Below are 21,005 nucleotides of genomic sequence, written 5' to 3'. Positions count from 1 at the left end.
CCTCCTGTAGTTTCCTGTTTTGTAATCAAATGTACCATTATTTGGCTTTATTTGCTATAGCATTATCTTTGATATTGACATCCAGCTGGTTAAAGGGAATCTCAATATGATTTTCGTCAAATAACAATTTAATAGTTTCCGTCATCCGCCAGCGGGTCGGCCAGTAATCATTCGTTTTTACCCAGCATCGAAGGCCCAGCTGTACGCAGCTGTCCGCAAGGCTGTCTACGAACACTTTTGTATCCTCTTCCATTAATACACAGCCATCCTGATCCATTATGTTCTGAAGCAGATCCTTTGCTTTTTTCAGATCCGCGTCGTAGGCGATTCCCACACGGATATCGATCTGACGTTTTTCCTGGGCGGTGACATTCGTCAGACTGTTGTTGGACAGAATCCCGTTTGGGATAATCACCATCCGGTTATCTACAGTCAGCAGCCTGGTATAAAAAAGCTCGATCTTGTCAACGGTGCCCTCATAGGTTCCTTCTATGATGTAATCCCCCACTTTGAAGGGACGCAGCAGCAAGATCAGAACTCCTCCCGCAAAATTGGAAAGACTCCCCTGAACGGCGAGACCAATCGCCAGACCGGCCGATCCAACCAGTGCTACGATCGATGCCGTATCTGCTCCCAAATATCCAGCCAGGATAAAGATCAGCAGAAAATATAGAGCCGCCTTTACAAATGATCCGACAAACTGAACGGCACCAACCTCTGATCCATGCCTCTGCATTGCTTTACAGATCAGTTTCTGGATTAACTTGATTAGTCTGGTTCCGATGAAAAACAGAACGATAGCGATGACAATTTTAATTCCAAAATCAATCAGACCAGGTATCGAGTCTTTGACATATTTCACTAACCGGTTAACGTCCTCCGGCTGCAGATCCTTTAAATCCGGCAGCTCTTCCGTACTGGTTGTCAACAGTGCGAACAAATACATAAATTCCTCCTGATTATCTTTCGCATAAAACACGGGCGCGCTGACCGCGCCCGCAGATTGTCGATAAAATGAAGCACCCTAATGGATTTCATTTGTTTTTGGTTCCTGATATTTCTTATGGTTATTTAACGAAATAAGTGAGAATTCTCCCACCTCTGCAGGTGGCGAGAGGAATCACCCAAAACAAGATTAACGGCAGTGGTGGGCGGAGAGAAATCGGTATCCCCCACTGACATGAAGTCAAGGCACGCAGCAATAAAAGTCGTATTCTGTGAAATTACCGAGCGTGGATTGAAACAAATTATTGTTTTAGTAAATTACCTATAATCTATAATTTATTTTATTTCTTAGTTATTTTATTTCTTCATTCGTGGGCTTATCCTTTATGGTCTCAGCCTTTTTGGTTTCCACTTTCTTAGCCTCAACCTTTGTAGTCTCCACTTTCTTCGGCTCGACCTTCGTAGTCTCTACTTTCTTCGGCTTGACCTTCGTGGTTTCCACTTTTTTCGGCTCGACCTTTGCAGTCTCTACTTTCTTTCGTTCTACTTTATTCGTTTCTACTTTTTTAGGTTCCACCTTTTTCGTTTCTACTCTTTTCGGTTCTGCCTTTTTCGCCTCAGCTTTTTTTGTCTCTGCCTTTTTCGATTCCGCATTTACAGTTTTCTTCTTTTTGGGCTCAACCTTCCTCATATCAACCTTTTTTGTTTCTGCCTTTGAGGTTGCTATTTTCGCAGTCTCAGCTTTTTGAGACGCAGACTTCAAACCATCGGACTTTTCCCCCTTTGTTTTAGGCAATTCCAAAACAGGGTCTGCCGCAGACAATTCCTCTTCCACGAATTTCGCTGCCAGCTCGGCCTTCAGGTCCTTTTTCGCGGCTGGTACGGCTGCCTTTGAGGATTTGGACTTCGCTGCTTTGTTGGTACTGATCTTTTCTACGGCCTTTGTATAGGTAAATATGGAAATACTAAGCGGCGCAACTTTGATCTTGATCGAATTCGGACGATCGTCACACTCCTCTTTTCTGGACTGCTTCAGCCGGAGATTCACCGCGCCGGTTCCGCCGAACTGGGTACTGTCACTGTTGAATATCTCCTTATATTTTCCGGCATAAGGGACCCCGATTTTATGGTCCTCATATTCCAATGCCGAGAAGTTGCACACGACCAGCAGCGTCTCTTCTGCTTTTTTCGTATTTCTCGTAAATACCAGCATATTTTCATTTGCAGATATATTATTAATCCAGGTAAACCCTTTCGGATCATAATCCAGCTGATAAAGCGCAGGATATGTGCGGTACAATGTCACCAGTGCCTTCACATAATTCTTCATATGAGAATGATCTTCGTATTCCAGCAGATCCCACTCCAGACTCTTCTCCTCGGACCACTCAGAAAACTGAGCCATATCCTGCCCCATAAAGAGCAGCTTCTTACCGGGATGTGCCATCATAAAACCATAAGCAGCCCGCAGATTCGCGAACTTTGCCTCCCGCTCGCCGGGCATCTTCCCGATCATGGAACCTTTCCCGTGCACGACTTCGTCATGGGAAAGAGTCAGAATAAAATTCTCACTGTAAGCGTAAATCATACTGAACGTCAATTCACCATGATGCGCCCCCCTGAAGATCGGGTCGTACCGCATATAGCCGATGAAGTCATTCATCCATCCCATGTTCCATTTGTAATCAAATCCCAGTCCGTCCTCCTCCACGTCTCCGGTCACCATAGGCCAAGAAGTAGATTCTTCCGCGATCATAACGGCCCCTGACTTTTTGCCCTTAATCACGCTGTTCAGATGCTTAAACAGCTCCACGGCCTCCAGGTTCTCATGTCCGCCGTAGATATTCGGCACCCATTCTCCTTCATTTTTGCCGTAATCCAGATACAGCATGGAAGCCACCGCATCCATCCGGATTCCGTCAGCATGGAATTTATCAATCCAGAAGAGCGCATTGGAAATCAGGAAATTCTTGACCTCCGGGCGTCCATAATTATAGATCAAAGTTCCCCAGTGCGGATGCGATCCCTTTCTGGGGTCCGAGTGTTCATACAGGCATGTCCCATCGAAGTTCGACATTCCCCAGGTATCTCTGGGAAAATGAGCCGGAACCCAGTCCAGTATCACACCGATGTTCTGCTCATGCATGTAATCCATGAAGAACATAAAATCCTCCGGCGTCCCATAACGGCTGGTCGGCGCGTAATACCCGGTCACCTGGTAACCCCAGGACGCGTCCAGGGGATGTTCCATCACCGGCATCAGTTCGATATGCGTATATCCCATATCTTTCACATACTCTGCCACCATCGGAGCCAGTTCCCGGTAATTATAGAAATTCCTGCCGTCTTCCGGTTTCCGCCAGGAACCAAGATGCATTTCATAAATGAACATGGGCTCTTTGTATGTGTCCGCTTTTTTACGTCTTTCCAGCCATTTATCATCTTTCCAGGTAAAATGATTCAGATCCGTGACTACAGAAGCGGTGTTGGGACGCAGTTCTGCCGCGTTCGCATAAGGGTCCGCCTTAAGCACTACCAGTCCGGTTCTTGTTTTAATCTCAAATTTGTAGAGTTGTCCCACTCCCAGATCAGGAATAAACAGTTCAAAGATACCGGAATCCCACAGACGTCTCATCTGGTGTCTGCGCCCGTCCCAGAGATTAAAATCACCTACCACGCTGACCCGCATGGCATTCGGTGCCCAAACTGAAAAATAAACGCCATCGGTTCCTTTTATATTCATGGGATGAGCTCCCATTTTTTCATAAATCTGATAGAGGATACCTGCGTTAAATTTTTTGGTCTCTTTTTCTGTAAATTGTGGGGCGAATCGGTAAGGGTCTCCGATCTCCTGTACGGTTCCATTATCATACGTTACCACGTAAGTATATTCAGGAACAGACTTTCTTGGAAGCAGTACGGCAAAGAAGCCTTCTTCATCTGCCTGTTCCATTGGGTATTCACTGTCATTGCTTTTCAACTTGACGGTCACTTTTTCTGCTGTAGGAATAAATGTCTGTACCAATACTCCGGCATCCACCACATGCGGCCCCAGAATATTGTGGGGATTGTCCTCTTCCGAATACACAATCGCTTCGATCGCGGCCCAATCCATTAAATCATACAATGTTTTATCCATGTTAACATCCTCCTAACGGGTTCCATATCCCGCCATTTCCCCTCCGGTGAAACGGTAATTCGGAATATTCTATGGTTTTATTCTATCATCAATGAAAATGAAACACAAGAATCTTCTCATATTTTTGACCGGCCGTTCAGTTTGGGTGGGTAGTTGCCTGATAAAAATGCTGGGGGTGGGGACTAAGGGCCGGGATGAGAGGGCTGGGGCGTGGGCTGCAATGCCGGGCGGCAACTCTCGCGGGGGAAAATCACTTCGGCCGGACCTAAGAACGAGTAACTCCGATGGCGGGAGAACCTCTTATTAGCAGGGCCTGGAACAAACTCGCCAATATACGGCTCGGACAGTGTTCCAGGCCCTGCGAGGTTCTCCCACCATCTGCGTAACTCGTTCTAAGGCCCGGTCTCAAGTGATTTTCCCCCGCGAGAGTTGCCGCCCGGCATTGCAGCCCACGCCCCAGCCCTCTCATCCCTGCTTTACCGATGGCCTTTTTGTCAGGGTAATGTTATATATTATTTTTAACGAAATAAGTGAGAATTCTCCCACCTCTGCAGGTGGCGAGATGAATCACCCAAAACAAGATTAACGGCAGTGGTGGGCGGAGAGAAATCGGTAGCCCCCACTGACATGAGGTCAAGGCACGCAGCAATAAAAGGCGTATTCTGTGAAATTACCGAGAGTGGATTGAAACAAAGAATTAATTAGCAAATAGAACTAAGTATCAAAAAGATAAACATTCATAGTTATGAGCACATAACTGCCACCCCTTTACTAAAGCAGGGAAGAAATCTGGGGGGTGGGATGGGGGGCTGTGGTTTTGGAACCCGCGTCAGGGCGGGCACCTGTCCGTTGGCGGAGCATAGGGCGGCTGTGCAGCTGCTTAGGGAAATCGGCCCCCCGGGTTCTGGATGCACGGCGGACTTCACGTCCGACGGGCAAGAGCCTCTGAACCGGGAACACATCAGTGTTCCTGGTGAATAGGCTCGGTTCCAGAACCCGGGGGGCCGATTTCCCTTAGCAGCTGCCAGCAGACAGCCCGTCGCCCGCCAACGGACAGGTGCCCGCCCTGACGCGGGTTCCAAAACCGCAGCCCCCCATCCCACCCCCCAGATTTCTTCCCGGCCCTTAGCAGTTCCGGCCCTAAGTAGTCCTGGCCCTAAGCAGTTCTACCCCCTCAGAATCCCAAACCGGCTGTTCAGCAGCAGCCAGTTGGCCCGAAACGACCGCATCAGGTTCCAGTACCCCATTCCCCGGAAATCATATTCCTCGACCAGTGAAAATTTGGCTGAGATGCTGCGCATATCCTCGAACCAGACGACGTGGGTAACGCCGGAATCCACGTAGTAAAAATACGGAGCCTGGGCCTCGGAGTCGAATTGGATCTCAACACGGTTCCTGGCTGCCAGAGCCACTGCTTCGGGGTTACCGATGGAAGCGGCCCGGGTGGTGCCCCGCACAAAGGGAAGCGGCCAGTCATAGCCGTAATTGGGAATACCCATGGATATCTTTTCAGGCGGGATTTCCGTAACGGCATAGTCCAGGATTCTTCGCACACTTGGTATCGGAGCTACTGCCATGGGAGGACCGTAGGTATATCCCCACTCATAGGTCATCAGAAATACCCAGTTCGCGTACTCGCCCAGAAGCCGGTAATCCATTCCCTCATATAACACCCCGCGCTGTTCGGCGGAGGTCTTGGGGGCCAGAGCCACACTTACCCGGTAGCCCCGGGCATTCATGCGTTCGGTCAGATCCCGGATAAAGGCCGCATATCCCTCTCGGTCTTCCGGCAGTATGTATTCAAAGTCCACATCGACCCCCGCATATCCTTTTTCTTCCACAGTCTGCAGGATCTGGTCGATCAGGTTCTCCGCCACAGAAGGGTTTTCAACTACCTGGTTTACCAGATAATTGTTAAATCGTCCCTCATAGATAGGAGTCAGTACCATAATCGGTGCCACCCCGTAATTTAATGCTTCCCGGATCAGCCATTCGTCATCCGGAGCGACCAGATCCCCCAGTGTATTAAATCCATAGGAAAATATCATCAGCTCACTTATATATAACAGAGCCTCCCTCAGAATGTCTTCCCGTATATATGGATAGGCATAGCCGCCCACAACAGCGTCCCTGGTCCCTTTTTCCTCATAACTGATCACGATGGCCTCCCCAGGAATGAGATAAGCCCTGGTGTCCAGATATGGATTATTCCGAAGAAGTGCCAGAACCGTAGTCCCGTATTCTTCCGCGATTCCGTACAGGGATTCTCCTGCCTGTACGACATGAACGATTTCGGGTATGAGAATCAGAAGTGCCTGCCCCGGTACCAGGTCAACAGGGTCCACGATCTGATTGTCATAACGGATCCTCTCCTGGGATACCTGATAGCGTTCTGCGATGGAATACAGGGTTTCCCCCTCTGCGACAACATGTATCATAAAAAATAAGCCCCTTTCCTTTCTATATCTAAGTATATTAAGAAAAGGGGCCTATTCAGAAGTACATCGTGAAACTGTTTTAAGAATCTGTTTTATTTAATATCTAAACCACTGTGATAGGAAAGGTTGCCGATCCGGCTCCATAGTTCCTGCCGCCCTGGGCGGTCACTTCCGGGATACTCTTCCAGCAGCCTCAGAATCCCGACATAGCGCAGTTTGGCCTGCTGATAAAGCTCCGCTACACTCTTTTTGGATTCTACCGTCAGATCCCATGGATTCCTCCAACTCTCGTGATTCCTGTTAAGCAGTTTATGAGGGTCCGTAACCCGGCTTCCCTCGATCAGGGAGGAAACCAGCGGACAGCCGAAGAATGGTTTCTCCAGCTTTTGGACCAGCCATTTTTTAAGACCTGTGTGATCCCGAAGAGCAGCTGTTCCCAGGCGCATACTGTAGATCACAGCCATCATGGCCGGCAGCGGGAATCCCCGTTGATAAGTCCGCAGAATCGCGTAACACAGCGCTTTTGCGATCCTGCGCTGTTCCTGATAGCCCAGGGCAATGGTACGGTACTGGCGGAATTCCCCGGGGGATATTCCCTTCTGCTCCCGCAGATATAGCAGGTCCAGATCAGATTCCATAGCAAAATGTTTGGCATAATAAGATTTGCTCTGCTTTAGACCCGGGTGAAAATCCGTGTAGGCATAGACATAAGGATGGAACACCGTGTCCAGGGAATAATGACCCAGCATACCGGCCATATAGGCCAGAACCAGCTGGCGCTCGTCCTCATCGGCAAGCTTCTCCTGATAGGTCATGAGATTCCGGAAAAAGAGATTTGCGCCGCCGTCATGCATCATGGTCCCGATTTTCTCTTCTTTTAAATACATCGGCAGATAATAAAAAAAGATATCCGGCCCCTGTAATCCGAGAGAGAAGGCGCAGGGATGGTTCCTGGCCGCCCTTTTGATCCGGCCGTCATTCAGGTCATGCAGTGTGTCCGTTCCGAACAGATAATGTAATGTAAAAGCAGGCATAATTTCCTCCAGCGACGCATGGACGGCGTCATCTATATTCAGATTGATAAGTGAAAAGGAATCCTTTCCCGGACTCGTCTATTCCGGCTTGTCACTGGATTTCCCGGAAAACGCGAACGCCTCGAAGTCGGAGATGGTGATAGGTCTCGAAAAAACATATCCCTGCACCATATGGCACTTGGCCTCTCTTAAAAATTCCACCTGGTGCATGGTTTCCACTCCTTCGGAGACGGTATCCATATCCAGCTTTCTGGCCAGTTCTATAACATTTTCGATGACACATTTTCCCCGTTGGGCATTGCTTTTCTTTTCCTGGAAGAAAGCCCGGTCCAGTTTTAAGACATCCACCGGGACATCCTTTAACATATTCAGCGAAGAATACCCGCTGCCGAAGTCATCCAGGGAACAGCGGAAGCCCATATCATGGATCTGCTCGATCACATGGATCAGGAATTCCAGATTCTCAAACACTAACGTCTCGGTCAATTCGATCTCCAGCAGCTCTGGCGGAACCTGATACTGCTGATAGATCTTGCGGAATTGATCCAGGAAATCCGGATTTTTCAGGTGGACCCTGGACAGATTCACCGATATGGGAAGCGGGGTAATACCCTGGTCGATCCACCGGCGCAGCAGGCGGCAGACCTCCTCGAATACAAACAAATCCACTTTCACAATAAAACCGTTCTTCTCGAACACGGGTATGAATTCCCCGGGCTGCAGCAGCCCCTTCTCAGGATCCTGCCAGCGAACCAAAGCCTCCGCTCCGGATACGGTATTTGTCTCGATATCCATCTTCGGCTGCAGATAGACCACAAATTCCCGGTTTTCCAAAGCAGTCTGCATCCGGTTCGTAATCTCTTTTTCGCGGATCATCCTCACCCGCTCCATATCGGAATAAAATACACAGGAGTACAGTTTCGTCTCATTGATCTGCTTGTTATTTTTCCGGGCCACGTTGGCTCTGTCCTGCATCGTTATCATATGCAGTCCTTTTTCCCGGATCACATAGACTCCGGCATAGATCGGAAGAAAATACTTGTCTGTCAGATCCTCATTAAATGCGTTGATCTCTTCCACCAGCTCCTTCAGCCAGATCAGGAATTCTTCCTGGGGCCGGTTTTTCATCAGAACGTCATAGGTATCCGCGGAGATCCTGGATACGATCTCGCCGGTCTTTAGATGTCTTTGAATAACATCATGGACATATTTTAACGTTTTATTCCCCATGCTGCTGCCAAACGCATCATTAATCAGTTTGAATTTCTGTATATCCAGAGAAATCAGCGCATAGGTATCCGCCTCTGCCTTTTCGATCAGGCCCTGCGCTTCCATCTCAAATCTGGTCCGGTTCATGCCTCCGGTCACCGGATCTACAAATGCGATATTTTCCAGACGCCTGCGGTTTTTCTTCTGCATCTGGATCATGAGGCAGATAAGCCCTGCAAACAGCAGCACAATAGAGATATTAATGGCAATCGCCAGCAGGATAAACGAATTCCACTGATCTTCCGTCTCTTTTGTCGGAACCACGGACAACAGGTACCATCCCTCCCTGGCAAGCGGCTGATAGTTCATGACCTTATGTATCCCATCTTCCGTCCTGTAATACAGGACGCCGGGCATTCCTTCCCCGATCTTGCTTTGGATTCCGGCTACAGTGTATCCCCGATCCAGCCTGCATTGCTGTTCCAGGGTTTGAAAGAGATTCGTCGGATTTTTAACTGCATTTTTATTCTGGGAGTCGATGATGAAGGTTCCATTTGCATCCACTATCTGTGTGTATCCCTCCTGGTTAAAGCTCTCCACGTTCAGCAGTTCCCGAAACTGAGCGGCGGACATGCTGGCCGCGACCGCACCAACTACGCCATTGCCGCTATTCATGGGAACACAATACAGGAAAATGTCCGAGCCATCCGCCGGAGAACTGATGCAGCCCGAAAGGGATGGTGTGCCGGCCAACGCACTCTGCACTGCCTGAACATCTGAGAGATCCACCGAACCGCCGCTGCTAAGCCGCATGATTCCGTTCAGGTCCACGACCCCCATCAGTTCATCCCGCGTCTTTTCCTCTACGATCTTAAGATAGCTCAATTGCTGATCGGTACTGTCCATATTGGCACAGGTAAGCGCCAATATATCCATTGAGTGAAATACGGCGTCCAGTCTGTCGTTCAATACGTTCACCACCTGTGAAGCCACTTCCCCCAGGTAGCGATCGGATTCCACCTTCATATTCCGTTCCAGATTTTTCACATAGAACGTACAGACACACGCGACTATTATCACAAGGACAATAAGCCCCGCAAATTCCAGTCTCAGTTTTTTATCTTCCCGTAATTTTTCCTTTTTCATCGTTATGTGCCATCCTTCTATTACAATGTAGCGACGCTAACGAGAGCGTACTTTACTATTTTACTTTAATCGACTGGAAAATACAAGAAATAACCGTATTATTAGGGGGCTGTAACTGTATTTTTAGGGGCCGGGAGATAAGAGGCGTGATGAGCACTTCCAGCTCCGGAAGCACTCATCACGCCCTTATTTTCCATCCTTTCACTTGCAAACATGCGATTCTGCTATTCTTGGTATCCCTTTTGGACAGAGTGTTGAATCTACTTATATTACATGACTTTTTAATATTGAGTGCCGGACGGTTATAACTGAATTCATATCTTTTTCTCATATTATATTAAGATAAAAAGACGCCCTTTTTGGTTTAAAAACCATAAAGAACGCCGTTTTTGCCCGTGAATGACTACAGGACATATTGTAATTGCACCTCAGGCTTTTCTCTTCTTTGTGGCCCGGATAAGGGAGGAAGTCTGCACATCCAGCATGATGGCGATGATAATCAGCGCGCCCTTGGCGATCCACTGCCAGTAGGAACTGACATTCAGGATATTGAGTCCATTATTGATCAGACCTACGATCAGGCATCCGAAGACGGAACCCAGGACATTTCCGTAACCGCCGCTCAAAGGAGTTCCGCCGATCACAACGGCTGCGATAGCGTCCATCTCCATGCCTGCACCGGCTGTGGGCTGGGCAGAGGCCACGCGCCCATCCATTATGATAGCTGCAATCGCAACGCAGGCTCCCATGATGATATAGACGGTGTAGCGCATCCGCTTGACATGTACCCCGGATACCCGGGCGGCCTCCTCGTTTCCACCCATGGCGATCGCGTGACGGCCCAGATAGGTGGAGCGCAGGAACACAGCCATGATAACGGCCACGATGACCATAATATAGATCTGTACCGGGATTCCCAGAAAATAGTCCTGGCCGATAGCGATGATCGCATCAGGAAGACCGCTGACCGGGGTTCCGTCACAGAGCAGATGCGTGATTCCCCGGAAGATCTGTGCAGTGGAGAGGGTTACAATGAAAGGGGGCATTTTAAAAGTGAGAAACAGGAATGCATTGCAGAAGCCCAGAAACATTCCGAACAAAATGCTGAATACGAGGACCAGTATCACCGGTAGTCCCTGAACTTTACTGATCAAAGCGCAGAAAACGCCAACCAGACCCAGCATATAGCCCACCGACAGGTCGATGGAACCGGAAGCCAGAATCAGGGTGAATCCGATGGACATAACACTCATGACGCAGACCTGGCGGACCATGTTCAAAAGGTTGGTCTTTGTCATGAAATTGTCTGTGGCAAAGGACAGTACAATTGCCAGAAACAAAAAGATCACGATTGCTTTATTATTGACGAGGAACTGGCCAAGCCTTCGTTCCTGATTTTTTTCTTTCATAATGACTACACCTTTCTTTCCGTGATTTACTCAGGATGTACCGAATTCTTCTTTGATCAGAATCTCCTGATCCACATCCCCCCGGTTGTGTTCCGCTACGATTTTACCCTCCCGGATCACCAGAATGCGATCGCTCATGCCCAGTATCTCCGGGAGTTCCGAGGATACCATCAGGATGGCCATCCCTTGTTTGGCCAGTTTTGAGATGAGACGGTGGATTTCTGATTTGGAACCGATATCGATTCCCCTGGTGGGTTCGTCCAGGATCAGAATGTCCGGCTGGTTCATCAGCCATTTACCGACAATCACCTTCTGCTGGTTCCCACCGCTTAGCTGGCTGATCGTCTGGTTCATGGACGCCGCCTTGACCTCCATGAGTTCCATCATGTCACGGCATCTGGTGGCCTCTTCTGTCTTTCGCACAAATAATTTCGCGGTACATAACTTTTTCAGATATACCAGTGTCATATTCACTTTTATGGACAGTATCCGGATTCCGCCCAGCTGCAGCCGGTCTTCGGTCACCATGCCCAGTCCACAGCCTATGGCATCCCTGGGGGAGCGGATCTTATGTACTTTTCCCCGGATAGATACTTCCCCGGAATCGACTGGGTCCACGCCAAACAGCCCCCGCATGATCTCCGTACGTCCGGCTCCCATAAGGCCGCAGATTCCGACGATTTCCCCCTGCCGGACCTGAAAGCTTATGTTCTCATATACGCCGCTTCTGCTCAACTGTCTGACAGAGAGAACTTCCTCCCCGATTTGGACCTCCTCTTTGGGAAACATCTGATTCAATTCCCTGCCGACGATCAGTCTGATCAGTGTAGACATGTCCGTTCCTGCACACTCTCTGGTCTCGATATAATGACCGTCACGCAGGATGGTTACCCGGTCACAGATCTCGAACACTTCTTCCAGTTTGTGGGAAATAAAGATTACAGATACCCCGTCTTTTGCCAGGCCTCTGACCACCCGGTACAGCACCTCGATCTCTGACTGGGTCAATGCCGAAGTGGGTTCATCCATAATAATGATGTCTGAATGATAGGATACTGCCCGCACCAACTCCACCATCTGCATATTAGCAATGCTCAAATTTTTAACAATCGCCTGCGGGTCTATGGAAACTTTCAGACTTTCCAGAAGTTCCCGGGTCTTTGCAAGCTGTCTCTTCCGGTCGATAAATCCATGTCTGTAAAATTGCTTTTCGCGGCCCACCCAGATATTTTCCGTCACCGTCATGTTCGGGATCAGACTGATTTCCTGATGTATCATGGAGATACCCGCCTGAAGGGCATCGTAGGGTTCTTTAAAGCGGACTTCTTTGCCCTTGAACAGGATACATCCGCTGTCCGCCGTATGGATTCCCAACAGAATTTTCATAAATGTGGATTTACCTGCCCCATTTTCTCCCAACAGGGCGTGGACCTCTCCCTTTCTCAGTTCAAACTGAATCCTGTTTAGAACTTCCACTCCGGAAAAGGATTTTGACAGGTCGGTTACCTTTAATACCAGGTCATTTTCTCCCATATACTTTTTCACATCCTTTATGCGCGGGTACAGGAATACCGCTTCATTCTCTAACAAGGCCGCCGGTCCGTTAATCCGCAGACTGGCGGCCTCTTACCCGCAGCGCGTTATCTTTATCTAAGGCTTCTATGGTTATTTGCTGCCCAGCAGTTCGTCGATGTTGTCCTTTGTCATCAGCTTATAACTGTTCAGATAGACAGGGTCCGCATAAGTCTCTCCGCCTGCAGCCTTTACCGCCACGTCCAGATTCGTACTGATCTCATCGTTCAGATCGGTCCAGATCGTCGCATCGATGAGGCCGTCTCGGATATACTGCTGGCCGTTTGCCGAGCCGTCGATCCCCAGCAGATAGAACTGGTCCATATCCACGTTCGCTGCCTTTAGCGCATTAGCCGCACCTGCTGCCATCTCATCATTCTGGCAGACGATCACGTTCATGTCCGGGAAGCTTTGAATCCAGTCCTCAGTCAGGGCCATTGCATCGCTGGCAGACCAGTTACCGGCTTTCTCCGCCAGCAGTTCTCCTCTGCCGTCAGCCTTTAAGTTGTTGACAAAGGGATCGATCAGTCCATCATAACGCTCCTGGGTGCCGGTCAGTCCGAACCCGCCCCAGATATAACAAAGATTCATTTTCATTTCCGGATTTGACTCTAAAATCCCCTGGAGGTACTCTCCCTGGAGGGTTCCGTTATCTTTTTGGTTTGCTCCCACCCATGCTGCGATTTTGTCATTATTAACCTCATAAGAGGACGCCACCACCGGAATACCGGCCGTCACACAGGCGTCCACCGAAGCCGCCAGGCCATCCGCGTCAACTGCCCGTAAAATGATGACATCCGGATTCTGGGCGATCAGCGATTCCACATCACTGACCTGTTTCTCCACATTGGCATCTGCATTGGTAGAGACTACTTTTATATTCCCTTTCTTTTCGGCTGCCGCTTCAAAGGTATCCAGCCAGGATTTCTGATACTCGTCGGCGCTGTAACAGGCAATACCGATCAGCATCTGAGAGGAATCCGCTTCCCCGTCCTTCGACTCTTTTCCCTGGGCCGGTGCATCAGTGCCTTTAGCCACCTGGCCGCTCTGGTCCTCCCCGGCAGCCGGCGCGGCTTCCTTATCCGGTTCCCCGGACCCGCATCCACTCATACATACAGAACCTATCAACAGACCTGCAAGCAATAAACTGACATACTTTTTCATCGAACCTTCTCCTTTCAATGGCCTTACCTTTTTACTCTCTTTTATCGTTACCGATTTGACTCCTGCATGACCGGAGTTTGCATCTTCTGAAAATGTAACGCGTTTCATTTCTCCTGTAAAAAAACAAATCGTTCATTCATCACCTCCGGGTTCTGTATTCACCACCCCTGGTTCCCGTTGTTTTGGTCAGGTACGCACTGATTTGTCCGGTAAACTTGACCACACTTTTGGGCTTTTTCCTTCGTTTTACAACTATTTTTAAAATAATTGTTTTTCCTCTGGACTTTTTTTGTGCACTTTGGTATAATGCAATTAAATGAAATGCGTTACATTTAGCAAAATAGCTAACTCGTTGATATCAGAATATCAGGTTTCCATATTCTTGTCAATATACTTCGACTTTAAATTACAAAAAAGAGTTTTCAGAGTATTTCCCAGGAGGTGTCCCTTACATGGAAAATATCAAAATACAACAAGTAGCCAAAGCGGCCGGAGTGTCTGTAGCCACAGTCTCCCGCGTTTTGAACCATAAGACCAACGTCCGGCCTGATACCCGGGAAAAAGTAATGGAAGTCATCAAGCAGCTGGATTATCACCCGAATATGCTGGGCCTGAACCTGCGTCAGTCCAGCAGCGGGGTTGTCATCGTCATGGCCAACACGATCAGCAAGCCCTTTTATGTGGACTTTATGGATACTATGCAGCAAGCCGCTACGGAGAACAACTACAATATCCTGCTGGGCCACTACGGCAACGACCAGGCCAAACTCTCCTCTTATATCCGCCTTCTCCAGGGTCGGCTGGCAGACGGGCTGATCCTGGCCAATCACAATCAGGATATCCCCTACCTGGAGGAGATGGCGGCCAAATATCCGCTGATCCAGTGCTGCGAGCACAATCCCGGGACGTCGATTCCCTATGTCTCGGTGGACGATTATAAATGCGGGCAGATGGGCACGGAGCATCTGCTGGCTAACGGCCGGCGCAGGATAGCCTTTCTGAACTATGCCCTGGAGGCCAATTTTGCCAAAAACTATCAGCAGGGATTTCTGGATACCATGAAAAAACATAAGGTCCAGGTGCGAAAAGAATGGATGAGTTCCCTCCCCACAATGGAGTTCGGCGCTGCATACCAGGAGGCGCTTAAGATCCTTAGCCTTGACGACAAGCCGGATGCCTTTTTCGGTGTCATAGACCTGTATGCGCCGGCCATCACTAAGGCCGCTCACACGCTGGGTCTGCGGGTTCCGGAGGACCTGTGCGTCATATCAGGTGATAATTCCTTTTTATTAGATACAACCACCCCTTCCATCACTGCTCTGGACCACAGGCGGCGTGATATGGCGACCGCCGCATTCGACCTTCTGCTGGAGCGGATAGAAAACCACCCGATCCGCCACAACAGTATTCTGATCGACCCGGCTCTCATTGTGCGGGAGTCAACCAATTTGAAAGGAGTTAATTCATGAAGCTTCCAACTTACCACGAAGATCTGTCTGTATTTCATGTGGGCACGGAGGATCCCCGTGCCTATTATATTCCCTTCTCCCCTCTTTTGGTCCCTGGACCGGATTTTGAGGAGAGAAAGGACTCGGACCGATTCCAGCTGTTAAGCGGAAACTGGCAGTTCCGCTATTATGAAAACACACGGCAGGTCCCGGAACAGGCGGTTTTTCCCGAATTCCCGCTGCATTCCTTTGACACCATTCCGGTTCCGTCCACCTGGCAGTCTCTGGGCTATGAGCACTACCATTACTCCAACTTGGAATACACGATACCCTATGATCCACCGTATGTTCCGGTTGAGAATCCCTGTGGGCTGTATCTGACCGACTTCACCTGTTCTCCCCGGGACGGTTTGGAGCGGTATCTGAATTTTGAGGGAGTGGACTCCTGTTTTTATGTATGGGTAAATGGAAATCCTGTAGGTTACAGCCAGATATCCCACTCTTCTTCGGAGTTTAATGTAACGCGTTACATAAGGGAAGGAACAAACCGGCTGGCGGTTCTGGTATTAAAATGGTGCGATGGTACCTATCTGGAATGTCAGGATAAGATGCGTCTCAACGGTATCTTCCGGGACGTTTATCTGTTGAGACGTCCGCCGGAACATATCCGGGATTATCGGGTGACTACGACCGTACCGGAAAGCGGAACCACGGCTTATGTTCATATCAGTTTTGTTTACCGCCGCGCTTCTGTTCCGGTAAACTACGTGTTTACAGACCCATACGGACAAAAGATCTCTTCCGGGACCACGGCCGACGAGCAACTTGTGATCGAGGTACCCAACGCGAGGCTGTGGAGTGATGAGAATCCGCAGCTCTATACTCTTCTTCTGCGTGTTGACGGGGAATGTATTCAGGAATCCGTCGGAATCCGTCATATTTCGGTGCAAAACAGACAGGTTCTTTTAAACTTTACCCCCATTCGGTTTCACGGGGTAAACCGCCACGAATTTCACGCGCTGCACGGTTACACCGTCACAGCCGAAGAGCTGGAACAGGAGATCCGCCTGATGAAGCAGCATAACATCAACGCAGTCAGAACCAGCCATTATCCCGCCGCCCCCTTGCTTTACACACTGTGTGACCGATACGGACTATATGTGATAGATGAGGCGGATGTGGAAGCCCACGGCATCATTAAGCTATACAAAGCCATGCAGCAGAGCACCAACGGTACGATTGCGGATAATCCCGCCTTTCGGGCCGCGATCCTGGACCGGGAAACCGCACTGGTGGCCCGGGATAAGAACCGTCCCTGCGTTCTGATCTGGTCGCTCGGCAACGAGACCGGATACGGTTCTAATATGGAAGCGGGAGGCCGCCTGGTAAAAGAACTGGACCCCACCAGGCTTCTGAATTATGAGAGCAGCACTCATCCGATCATGTGCCGGGACATAGACGGAATCGACGTGTTCAGCAGGATGTATTTACCGATACCGGAACTGGAAGCACTCCTTGCAGATCCCGCCACGGAAAAGCCGGTCATTTTAACCGAATATATACACTGTATGGGCAACAGCCCCGGAGATATCGAGGACTATTTTCAGCTTATGAGCCGGTATCCGAACCTGGCTGGAGGATTTATCTGGGAATGGCGGGACCAGTCTGCGGACATGGGACATACGGATGACGGACGGAGAAAATATTTCTACGGCGGGGACTATGGAGATTTTCCCAACTGCGGCAACTTCTGCGTGGACGGCATCACCTATCCGGACGGCCGGCCGCACACCGGGCTGTTTGAACATAAAAATGTGTTCCGGCCTGCCAGGATCAAAGCCTGCGACCTGGTCCTGGGTTCCTTTGCGCTGACCAGCCTTCTCTCCTTTACGGATCTGTCCGAACAGCTGGATCTGGAATATGAGATTACCCGGAACGGAATTCCATGGGAATCCGGCCGGATCCCCTGCCCCCCCGTGCCTCCTCTTCAGACGGAAACATTCAACGTCCCCTATCAGCTGCCGGAATCCGGAAGATGCTTTCTGCGAATCCGTATGGTTGCGAAGCAGACCGTGCCGTTCGCAGACGGCGGCGAGAAATTTGAATATGGATTTGAGCAGTTCGAGCTACCGGTCCCGGGAACCGGATTTGCTCCCGGATGCCTGGACAAATCAGGAGTGCTGACTGTCCGGGAGGAAGCCGAAGCTTATCACATCCTGGGGAATGGATTTCTCTACCGGTTTAACCGTCTGAGCGCCTCTATGGACCGTCTGTGTGTGGATGGAGAAGAACTGCTGACAGAACCGGCCGCATACACTCTGTGGCGGGCTCCGACCGATAATGACCGGTACATCCGGGAAGAATGGGAAGCCGCAGGTTACGACAGGACCTTTCCCCGGGTTTACAATAGCGCATATCGCATCCTGGAAAATTCAGTCCGCATTGACTGCCGCCTGTCTCTGACTGCGGTCGCCTTACAGCCGGCTATCTTTCTTGACGTCACCTGGCACATCGATGCCGCCGGACGTATCCGGGTATCGGTGGACGCGAAAAAAGATCCCTGTTTTCCCTATCTCCCCCGCTTCGGTATTCATTTCGCCCTGCCCCTGGAATTCGGATCGGTCACCTATTTCGGCTATGGTCCGCACGAAAGCTACTGCGATAAACATCGGGCGGATTATATGGGCCTGTTCCATGCGCCGGTGGATGAGCTCTTTGAGGACTATGTGAAGCCTCAGGAAAACGGTTCTCACTATGGATGTGAATATCTGCGCCTCAAAAGTCCACACCATGCCGTCACCGTGACGGCTGAACAGCCCTTTTCGTTCCAGGCTTTGCCCTACTCCGCAGAGGAATTGACCCGAAGGAATCACAGTTATGAACTAATAAAATCCGGCTGCACCCATCTCACCGTGGACTACGCTATGAGCGGGATAGGTTCCAACAGCTGCGGGCCTGTATTGGCGGACGAATACCGGTTCAGCGAAACCGCATTTCACTGGGATTTCCTTCTCTCTTTTGAACGGTTGGCAAAAACATATGATAAATGCACAGACTCCGGAAAGGGGGCGGCCTCGTTTGAATGTAAGAAGTAAAGAGAAATGGGAACCGGAACAGATCAGCCTGGGTGTCTGTTACTATCCGGAAATGTGGGATAAGAACTGGTGGCGCCAGGATCTTCTTACCATGCTGGAACATCACATATCCGTGATCCGTGTCGCAGAATTCACCTGGACAATGTTCGAGCCCCGGGAAGGGGAGTACGATTTTTCCTTCTTTGATGAATTTCTGAATGTGTGCCGGGATACCGGTATGCAGGTGATCTTCTGCACCCCCACCGCGATCCCTCCCATCTGGGCTACACAGGACTATCCGGAAATCCTGAACGCCGATCCCAATGGAGTGTTATACCGTCATGGTTTCCGCAGGCACTGCAATTACAGCAGTCCAAAATATTACGAGCTGTCCCACAGGCTGGTGGAACAGCTGGCACGGCACTACTGTCCGCATCCGTCCATCATCGGCTGGCAGATCGACAACGAATTCAACTGTGAGAACAATCTGTATCACTCCGAGGCAGACCATGAAGCGTTCCGCCGATACATGCAGGAAAAATATGTCACGCTGGAAGCCCTGAATAAAGCGCTGGGTGCCCGGTTCTGGAATCAGACCTACACTTCCTGGGCCCAGTTATATCTTCCCAGGCCGACGGTAGTTGGGACCACGAATCCGCACCTGCTGCTGGAAGAAAAAAGATTCATCTCCCATCAGATCCGCAGATACTGCAGAATGCAGGCGGATATCCTGCGCCGTTACGTAAGGCCCGGTTGTTTTATTACACACAACGGTATGTTCGATCATCTGGATTACCATGCCATGACCGGGGAATCCCTGGATTTTATCAGCTATGACAGCTATCCGAATTTCGCGTTTACCGGCTCAGCGGGTGTAGAGGGATCGATCCTCTCAGAGGATATCACAGCGGATTCCACCGGGCTGCTGGACCGGAAATGGGCAAAGAATCTGGCCCTGGCCCGCTGTGTGTCCCCCACCTTCGCTGTTACCGAACAGCAGTGCGGTCCCGGTGGTTCCTACGGGCGGATCAGCCAGCCTACTCCCCTCAGAGGACAGATGCGGCTGTGGGCATTACAGTCGGTTGCCCATGGCGCCGGCCTGGTGAGCTTCTTCCGCTGGCGGACCTGTCCTGTGGGCTCGGAAATGTACTGGCATGGATTCTACAACTACAGCCGTACTCCCACGCCCCGCCTCTTTGAGCTGGATGCGCTGGGCAGGGATATCCAAAAGCTTACCCCGGTCACAGGCACCCGCTTTTATGCAAATGTGGCGCTCCTGAGGGATTATTCCAACGACTTTGACAGTGAACAGGACAATTGGTGCGGCCCGGTAGGACGTTTTGGGGAGTCCGGCTGGATCGCAGCCCTCCAAAAGGGACATGTCCCTTTTGACTATCTCTATCTGACGGAAACGCTGACGGTGTCAGAATTGCTGCACTACCGGGTACTGATCGCCAGTAAACTGGCAATCCTGCCTGAACGGACGGCAGGTCTTCTGGAGGAATATGTGCGGCAGGGGGGCATACTGATCGTCGGGCCCAGAACCGGCTATAAGGAAGAACATGGTCATTGCCTTTCCCTTGATATGCCGGGGTATCTCAGACCCTGCATGGGTGTGCGGGTGGAGGACTTTACCTTTGTCTCTTCTTTGGCTCCCGGACAGCAGATTCTGTGGAAAGAAGAGACTCCTAAAGCACGCCTTGCAGATACCTATCCGGGAGAAAAGACGGAAGAACTGCTTTTGGATGTTCCCCTTTTTTACGATGTTCTGCAGCCGGAATCCGCTGAAGTCGTAGTGCCTGCTGTCTATGTCCACGGGGATTATGCCGGATATCCGGCGGTAAGCGTGCATCCATGCGGCAAAGGGGCCGCCTGCTACTGCGGAGCCAGTGTGACAGAGGATATCGCCGCAATGCTCCTGCAGCGTTTTGGTCTGAGAAGCCCGGCCGGTGATCTGCTTGAGCTTCCGCCGGAGTGTGAACTAGCCGTTCGCACAGACGGCAGAATGGCTTATCTGTTCCTCCTGAACTACAAGCCGTATGAGATCGCGGTGCAGTTAAAGGACGGGATGTCAGAGCTTCTGTCCGGTAAGACTTTTTCAGGCAGTATCCTTCTTCCGAAATTCGGCGTGATGGTATTCAACTGCCCGGCCGCGTTACTGGCTTAGCCGGGCCAGGGTAATGACCGGGGCCTTGAGGATGCCGGCCGGACACGGTACGGGGAGTAGGCGATTCGCTGCGCATCCTTCTCATCCAGCTGTACTTTGAGAAGGGGCGCGCGGAACCTGGTGGCTTCCACCGTCAGGATTCCAGGATCTTTTAGTTGAAGGGGAATCATCTAGCACAAAAAAGCTGGCTGTTTGGAGAACTTTCCCAATTAACATCAGGAAATTCTCTGTTAATATAAAAACTCCCGATTTACAATACA

The 21,005-nt window shown here is 50.2% G+C and carries 12 protein-coding genes; 3 read left to right on the top strand and 9 right to left on the bottom strand.

The genetic code is table 11. From position 1 onward, the window contains the following. Positions 1-37: 37 nt before the first annotated feature. The 8 genes from ABC831_RS15405 to ABC831_RS15370 all read right to left on the bottom strand — a co-directional run bounded on the left by ABC831_RS15405 (position 38) and on the right by ABC831_RS15370 (position 14,056). The gene (locus tag ABC831_RS15405; protein ID WP_343248996.1) at positions 38-946 is read right to left on the bottom strand and encodes a mechanosensitive ion channel family protein; all 909 of its coding nucleotides are present in this window, start codon (positions 944-946) and stop codon (positions 38-40) included. A gap of 351 nt (positions 947-1,297) precedes the next feature. After that, positions 1,298-4,084: a 1,4-alpha-glucan branching protein GlgB gene (glgB, locus tag ABC831_RS15400; RefSeq protein WP_343248995.1), complete on the bottom strand. Its 2,787-nt coding sequence runs from the start codon at positions 4,082-4,084 to the stop codon at positions 1,298-1,300. Between the two features lie 1,166 nt (positions 4,085-5,250). Beyond that, complete coding sequence (locus ABC831_RS15395) at positions 5,251-6,522, bottom strand: glycosyl hydrolase family 18 protein (protein WP_343248994.1); 1,272 nt, start codon at positions 6,520-6,522, stop codon at positions 5,251-5,253. A gap of 92 nt (positions 6,523-6,614) precedes the next feature. Next, positions 6,615-7,556: a hypothetical protein gene (locus ABC831_RS15390; RefSeq protein WP_343248993.1), complete on the bottom strand. Its 942-nt coding sequence runs from the start codon at positions 7,554-7,556 to the stop codon at positions 6,615-6,617. A 78-nt stretch (positions 7,557-7,634) separates the two neighbouring features. After that, complete coding sequence (locus ABC831_RS15385; RefSeq protein WP_343248992.1) at positions 7,635-9,911, bottom strand: bifunctional diguanylate cyclase/phosphodiesterase; 2,277 nt, start codon at positions 9,909-9,911, stop codon at positions 7,635-7,637. A 428-nt stretch (positions 9,912-10,339) separates the two neighbouring features. Beyond that, complete coding sequence (locus tag ABC831_RS15380) at positions 10,340-11,320, bottom strand: ABC transporter permease (protein ID WP_343248991.1); 981 nt, start codon at positions 11,318-11,320, stop codon at positions 10,340-10,342. Between the two features lie 30 nt (positions 11,321-11,350). Further along, positions 11,351-12,865: a sugar ABC transporter ATP-binding protein gene (locus ABC831_RS15375; RefSeq protein WP_343248990.1), complete on the bottom strand. Its 1,515-nt coding sequence runs from the start codon at positions 12,863-12,865 to the stop codon at positions 11,351-11,353. A gap of 120 nt (positions 12,866-12,985) precedes the next feature. Beyond that, positions 12,986-14,056, bottom strand: coding sequence for a sugar ABC transporter substrate-binding protein (locus ABC831_RS15370; protein ID WP_343248989.1), 1,071 nt, complete (start codon positions 14,054-14,056; stop codon positions 12,986-12,988). Between the two features lie 452 nt (positions 14,057-14,508). Here ABC831_RS15370 and ABC831_RS15365 point away from each other — a divergent pair, with 452 nt between their 5' ends. Genes ABC831_RS15365 through ABC831_RS15355 form a run of 3 tightly spaced genes read left to right on the top strand, consistent with a single transcriptional unit; the run spans position 14,509 to position 20,745 of the window. Continuing rightward, positions 14,509-15,525, top strand: coding sequence for a LacI family DNA-binding transcriptional regulator (locus tag ABC831_RS15365; protein WP_343248988.1), 1,017 nt, complete (start codon positions 14,509-14,511; stop codon positions 15,523-15,525). Continuing rightward, on the top strand, positions 15,522-18,599 hold the full coding sequence (locus tag ABC831_RS15360) for a glycoside hydrolase family 2 TIM barrel-domain containing protein (protein ID WP_343248987.1): 3,078 nt from the start codon (positions 15,522-15,524) through the stop codon (positions 18,597-18,599). Before ABC831_RS15365 ends, ABC831_RS15360 begins: the two co-directional genes overlap by 4 nt. Further along, the gene (locus ABC831_RS15355; protein ID WP_343248986.1) at positions 18,583-20,745 is read left to right on the top strand and encodes a beta-galactosidase; all 2,163 of its coding nucleotides are present in this window, start codon (positions 18,583-18,585) and stop codon (positions 20,743-20,745) included. Before ABC831_RS15360 ends, ABC831_RS15355 begins: the two co-directional genes overlap by 17 nt. Here the strand turns inward: ABC831_RS15355 and ABC831_RS15350 are convergent. Continuing rightward, positions 20,742-20,915 carry a hypothetical protein gene (locus tag ABC831_RS15350; protein WP_343248985.1) on the bottom strand — a complete coding sequence of 58 codons (174 nt, stop codon included), beginning with the start codon at positions 20,913-20,915 and terminating at the stop codon, positions 20,742-20,744. The two genes, ABC831_RS15355 and ABC831_RS15350, sit on opposite strands and share 4 nt — an antisense overlap. Between the last annotated feature and the right edge of the window lie 90 nt (positions 20,916-21,005).

This window comes from Diplocloster hominis, assembly GCF_032380655.1.
Lineage (GTDB): Bacteria > Bacillota > Clostridia > Lachnospirales > Lachnospiraceae > Diplocloster > Diplocloster hominis.
The sequence above is the reverse complement of the archived record's forward strand: the minus strand, read 5'-3'. Positions and strand labels throughout refer to the sequence as shown.

What these genes read in the sequence shown, in the direction of transcription:
- ABC831_RS15405 (WP_343248996.1), bottom strand. Translation starts at nt 946, where the DNA reads ATGTATTTGTTCGCACTGTTGACAACCAGTACGGAAGAGCTGCCGGAT.
- glgB (WP_343248995.1), bottom strand. Translation starts at nt 4,084, where the DNA reads ATGGATAAAACATTGTATGATTTAATGGATTGGGCCGCGATCGAAGCG.
- ABC831_RS15395 (WP_343248994.1), bottom strand. Translation starts at nt 6,522, where the DNA reads ATGATACATGTTGTCGCAGAGGGGGAAACCCTGTATTCCATCGCAGAA.
- ABC831_RS15390 (WP_343248993.1), bottom strand. Translation starts at nt 7,556, where the DNA reads ATGCCTGCTTTTACATTACATTATCTGTTCGGAACGGACACACTGCAT.
- ABC831_RS15385 (WP_343248992.1), bottom strand. Translation starts at nt 9,911, where the DNA reads ATGAAAAAGGAAAAATTACGGGAAGATAAAAAACTGAGACTGGAATTT.
- ABC831_RS15380 (WP_343248991.1), bottom strand. Translation starts at nt 11,320, where the DNA reads ATGAAAGAAAAAAATCAGGAACGAAGGCTTGGCCAGTTCCTCGTCAAT.
- ABC831_RS15370 (WP_343248989.1), bottom strand. Translation starts at nt 14,056, where the DNA reads ATGAAAAAGTATGTCAGTTTATTGCTTGCAGGTCTGTTGATAGGTTCT.
- ABC831_RS15365 (WP_343248988.1), top strand. Translation starts at nt 14,509, where the DNA reads ATGGAAAATATCAAAATACAACAAGTAGCCAAAGCGGCCGGAGTGTCT.
- ABC831_RS15360 (WP_343248987.1), top strand. Translation starts at nt 15,522, where the DNA reads ATGAAGCTTCCAACTTACCACGAAGATCTGTCTGTATTTCATGTGGGC.
- ABC831_RS15350 (WP_343248985.1), bottom strand. Translation starts at nt 20,915, where the DNA reads ATGATTCCCCTTCAACTAAAAGATCCTGGAATCCTGACGGTGGAAGCC.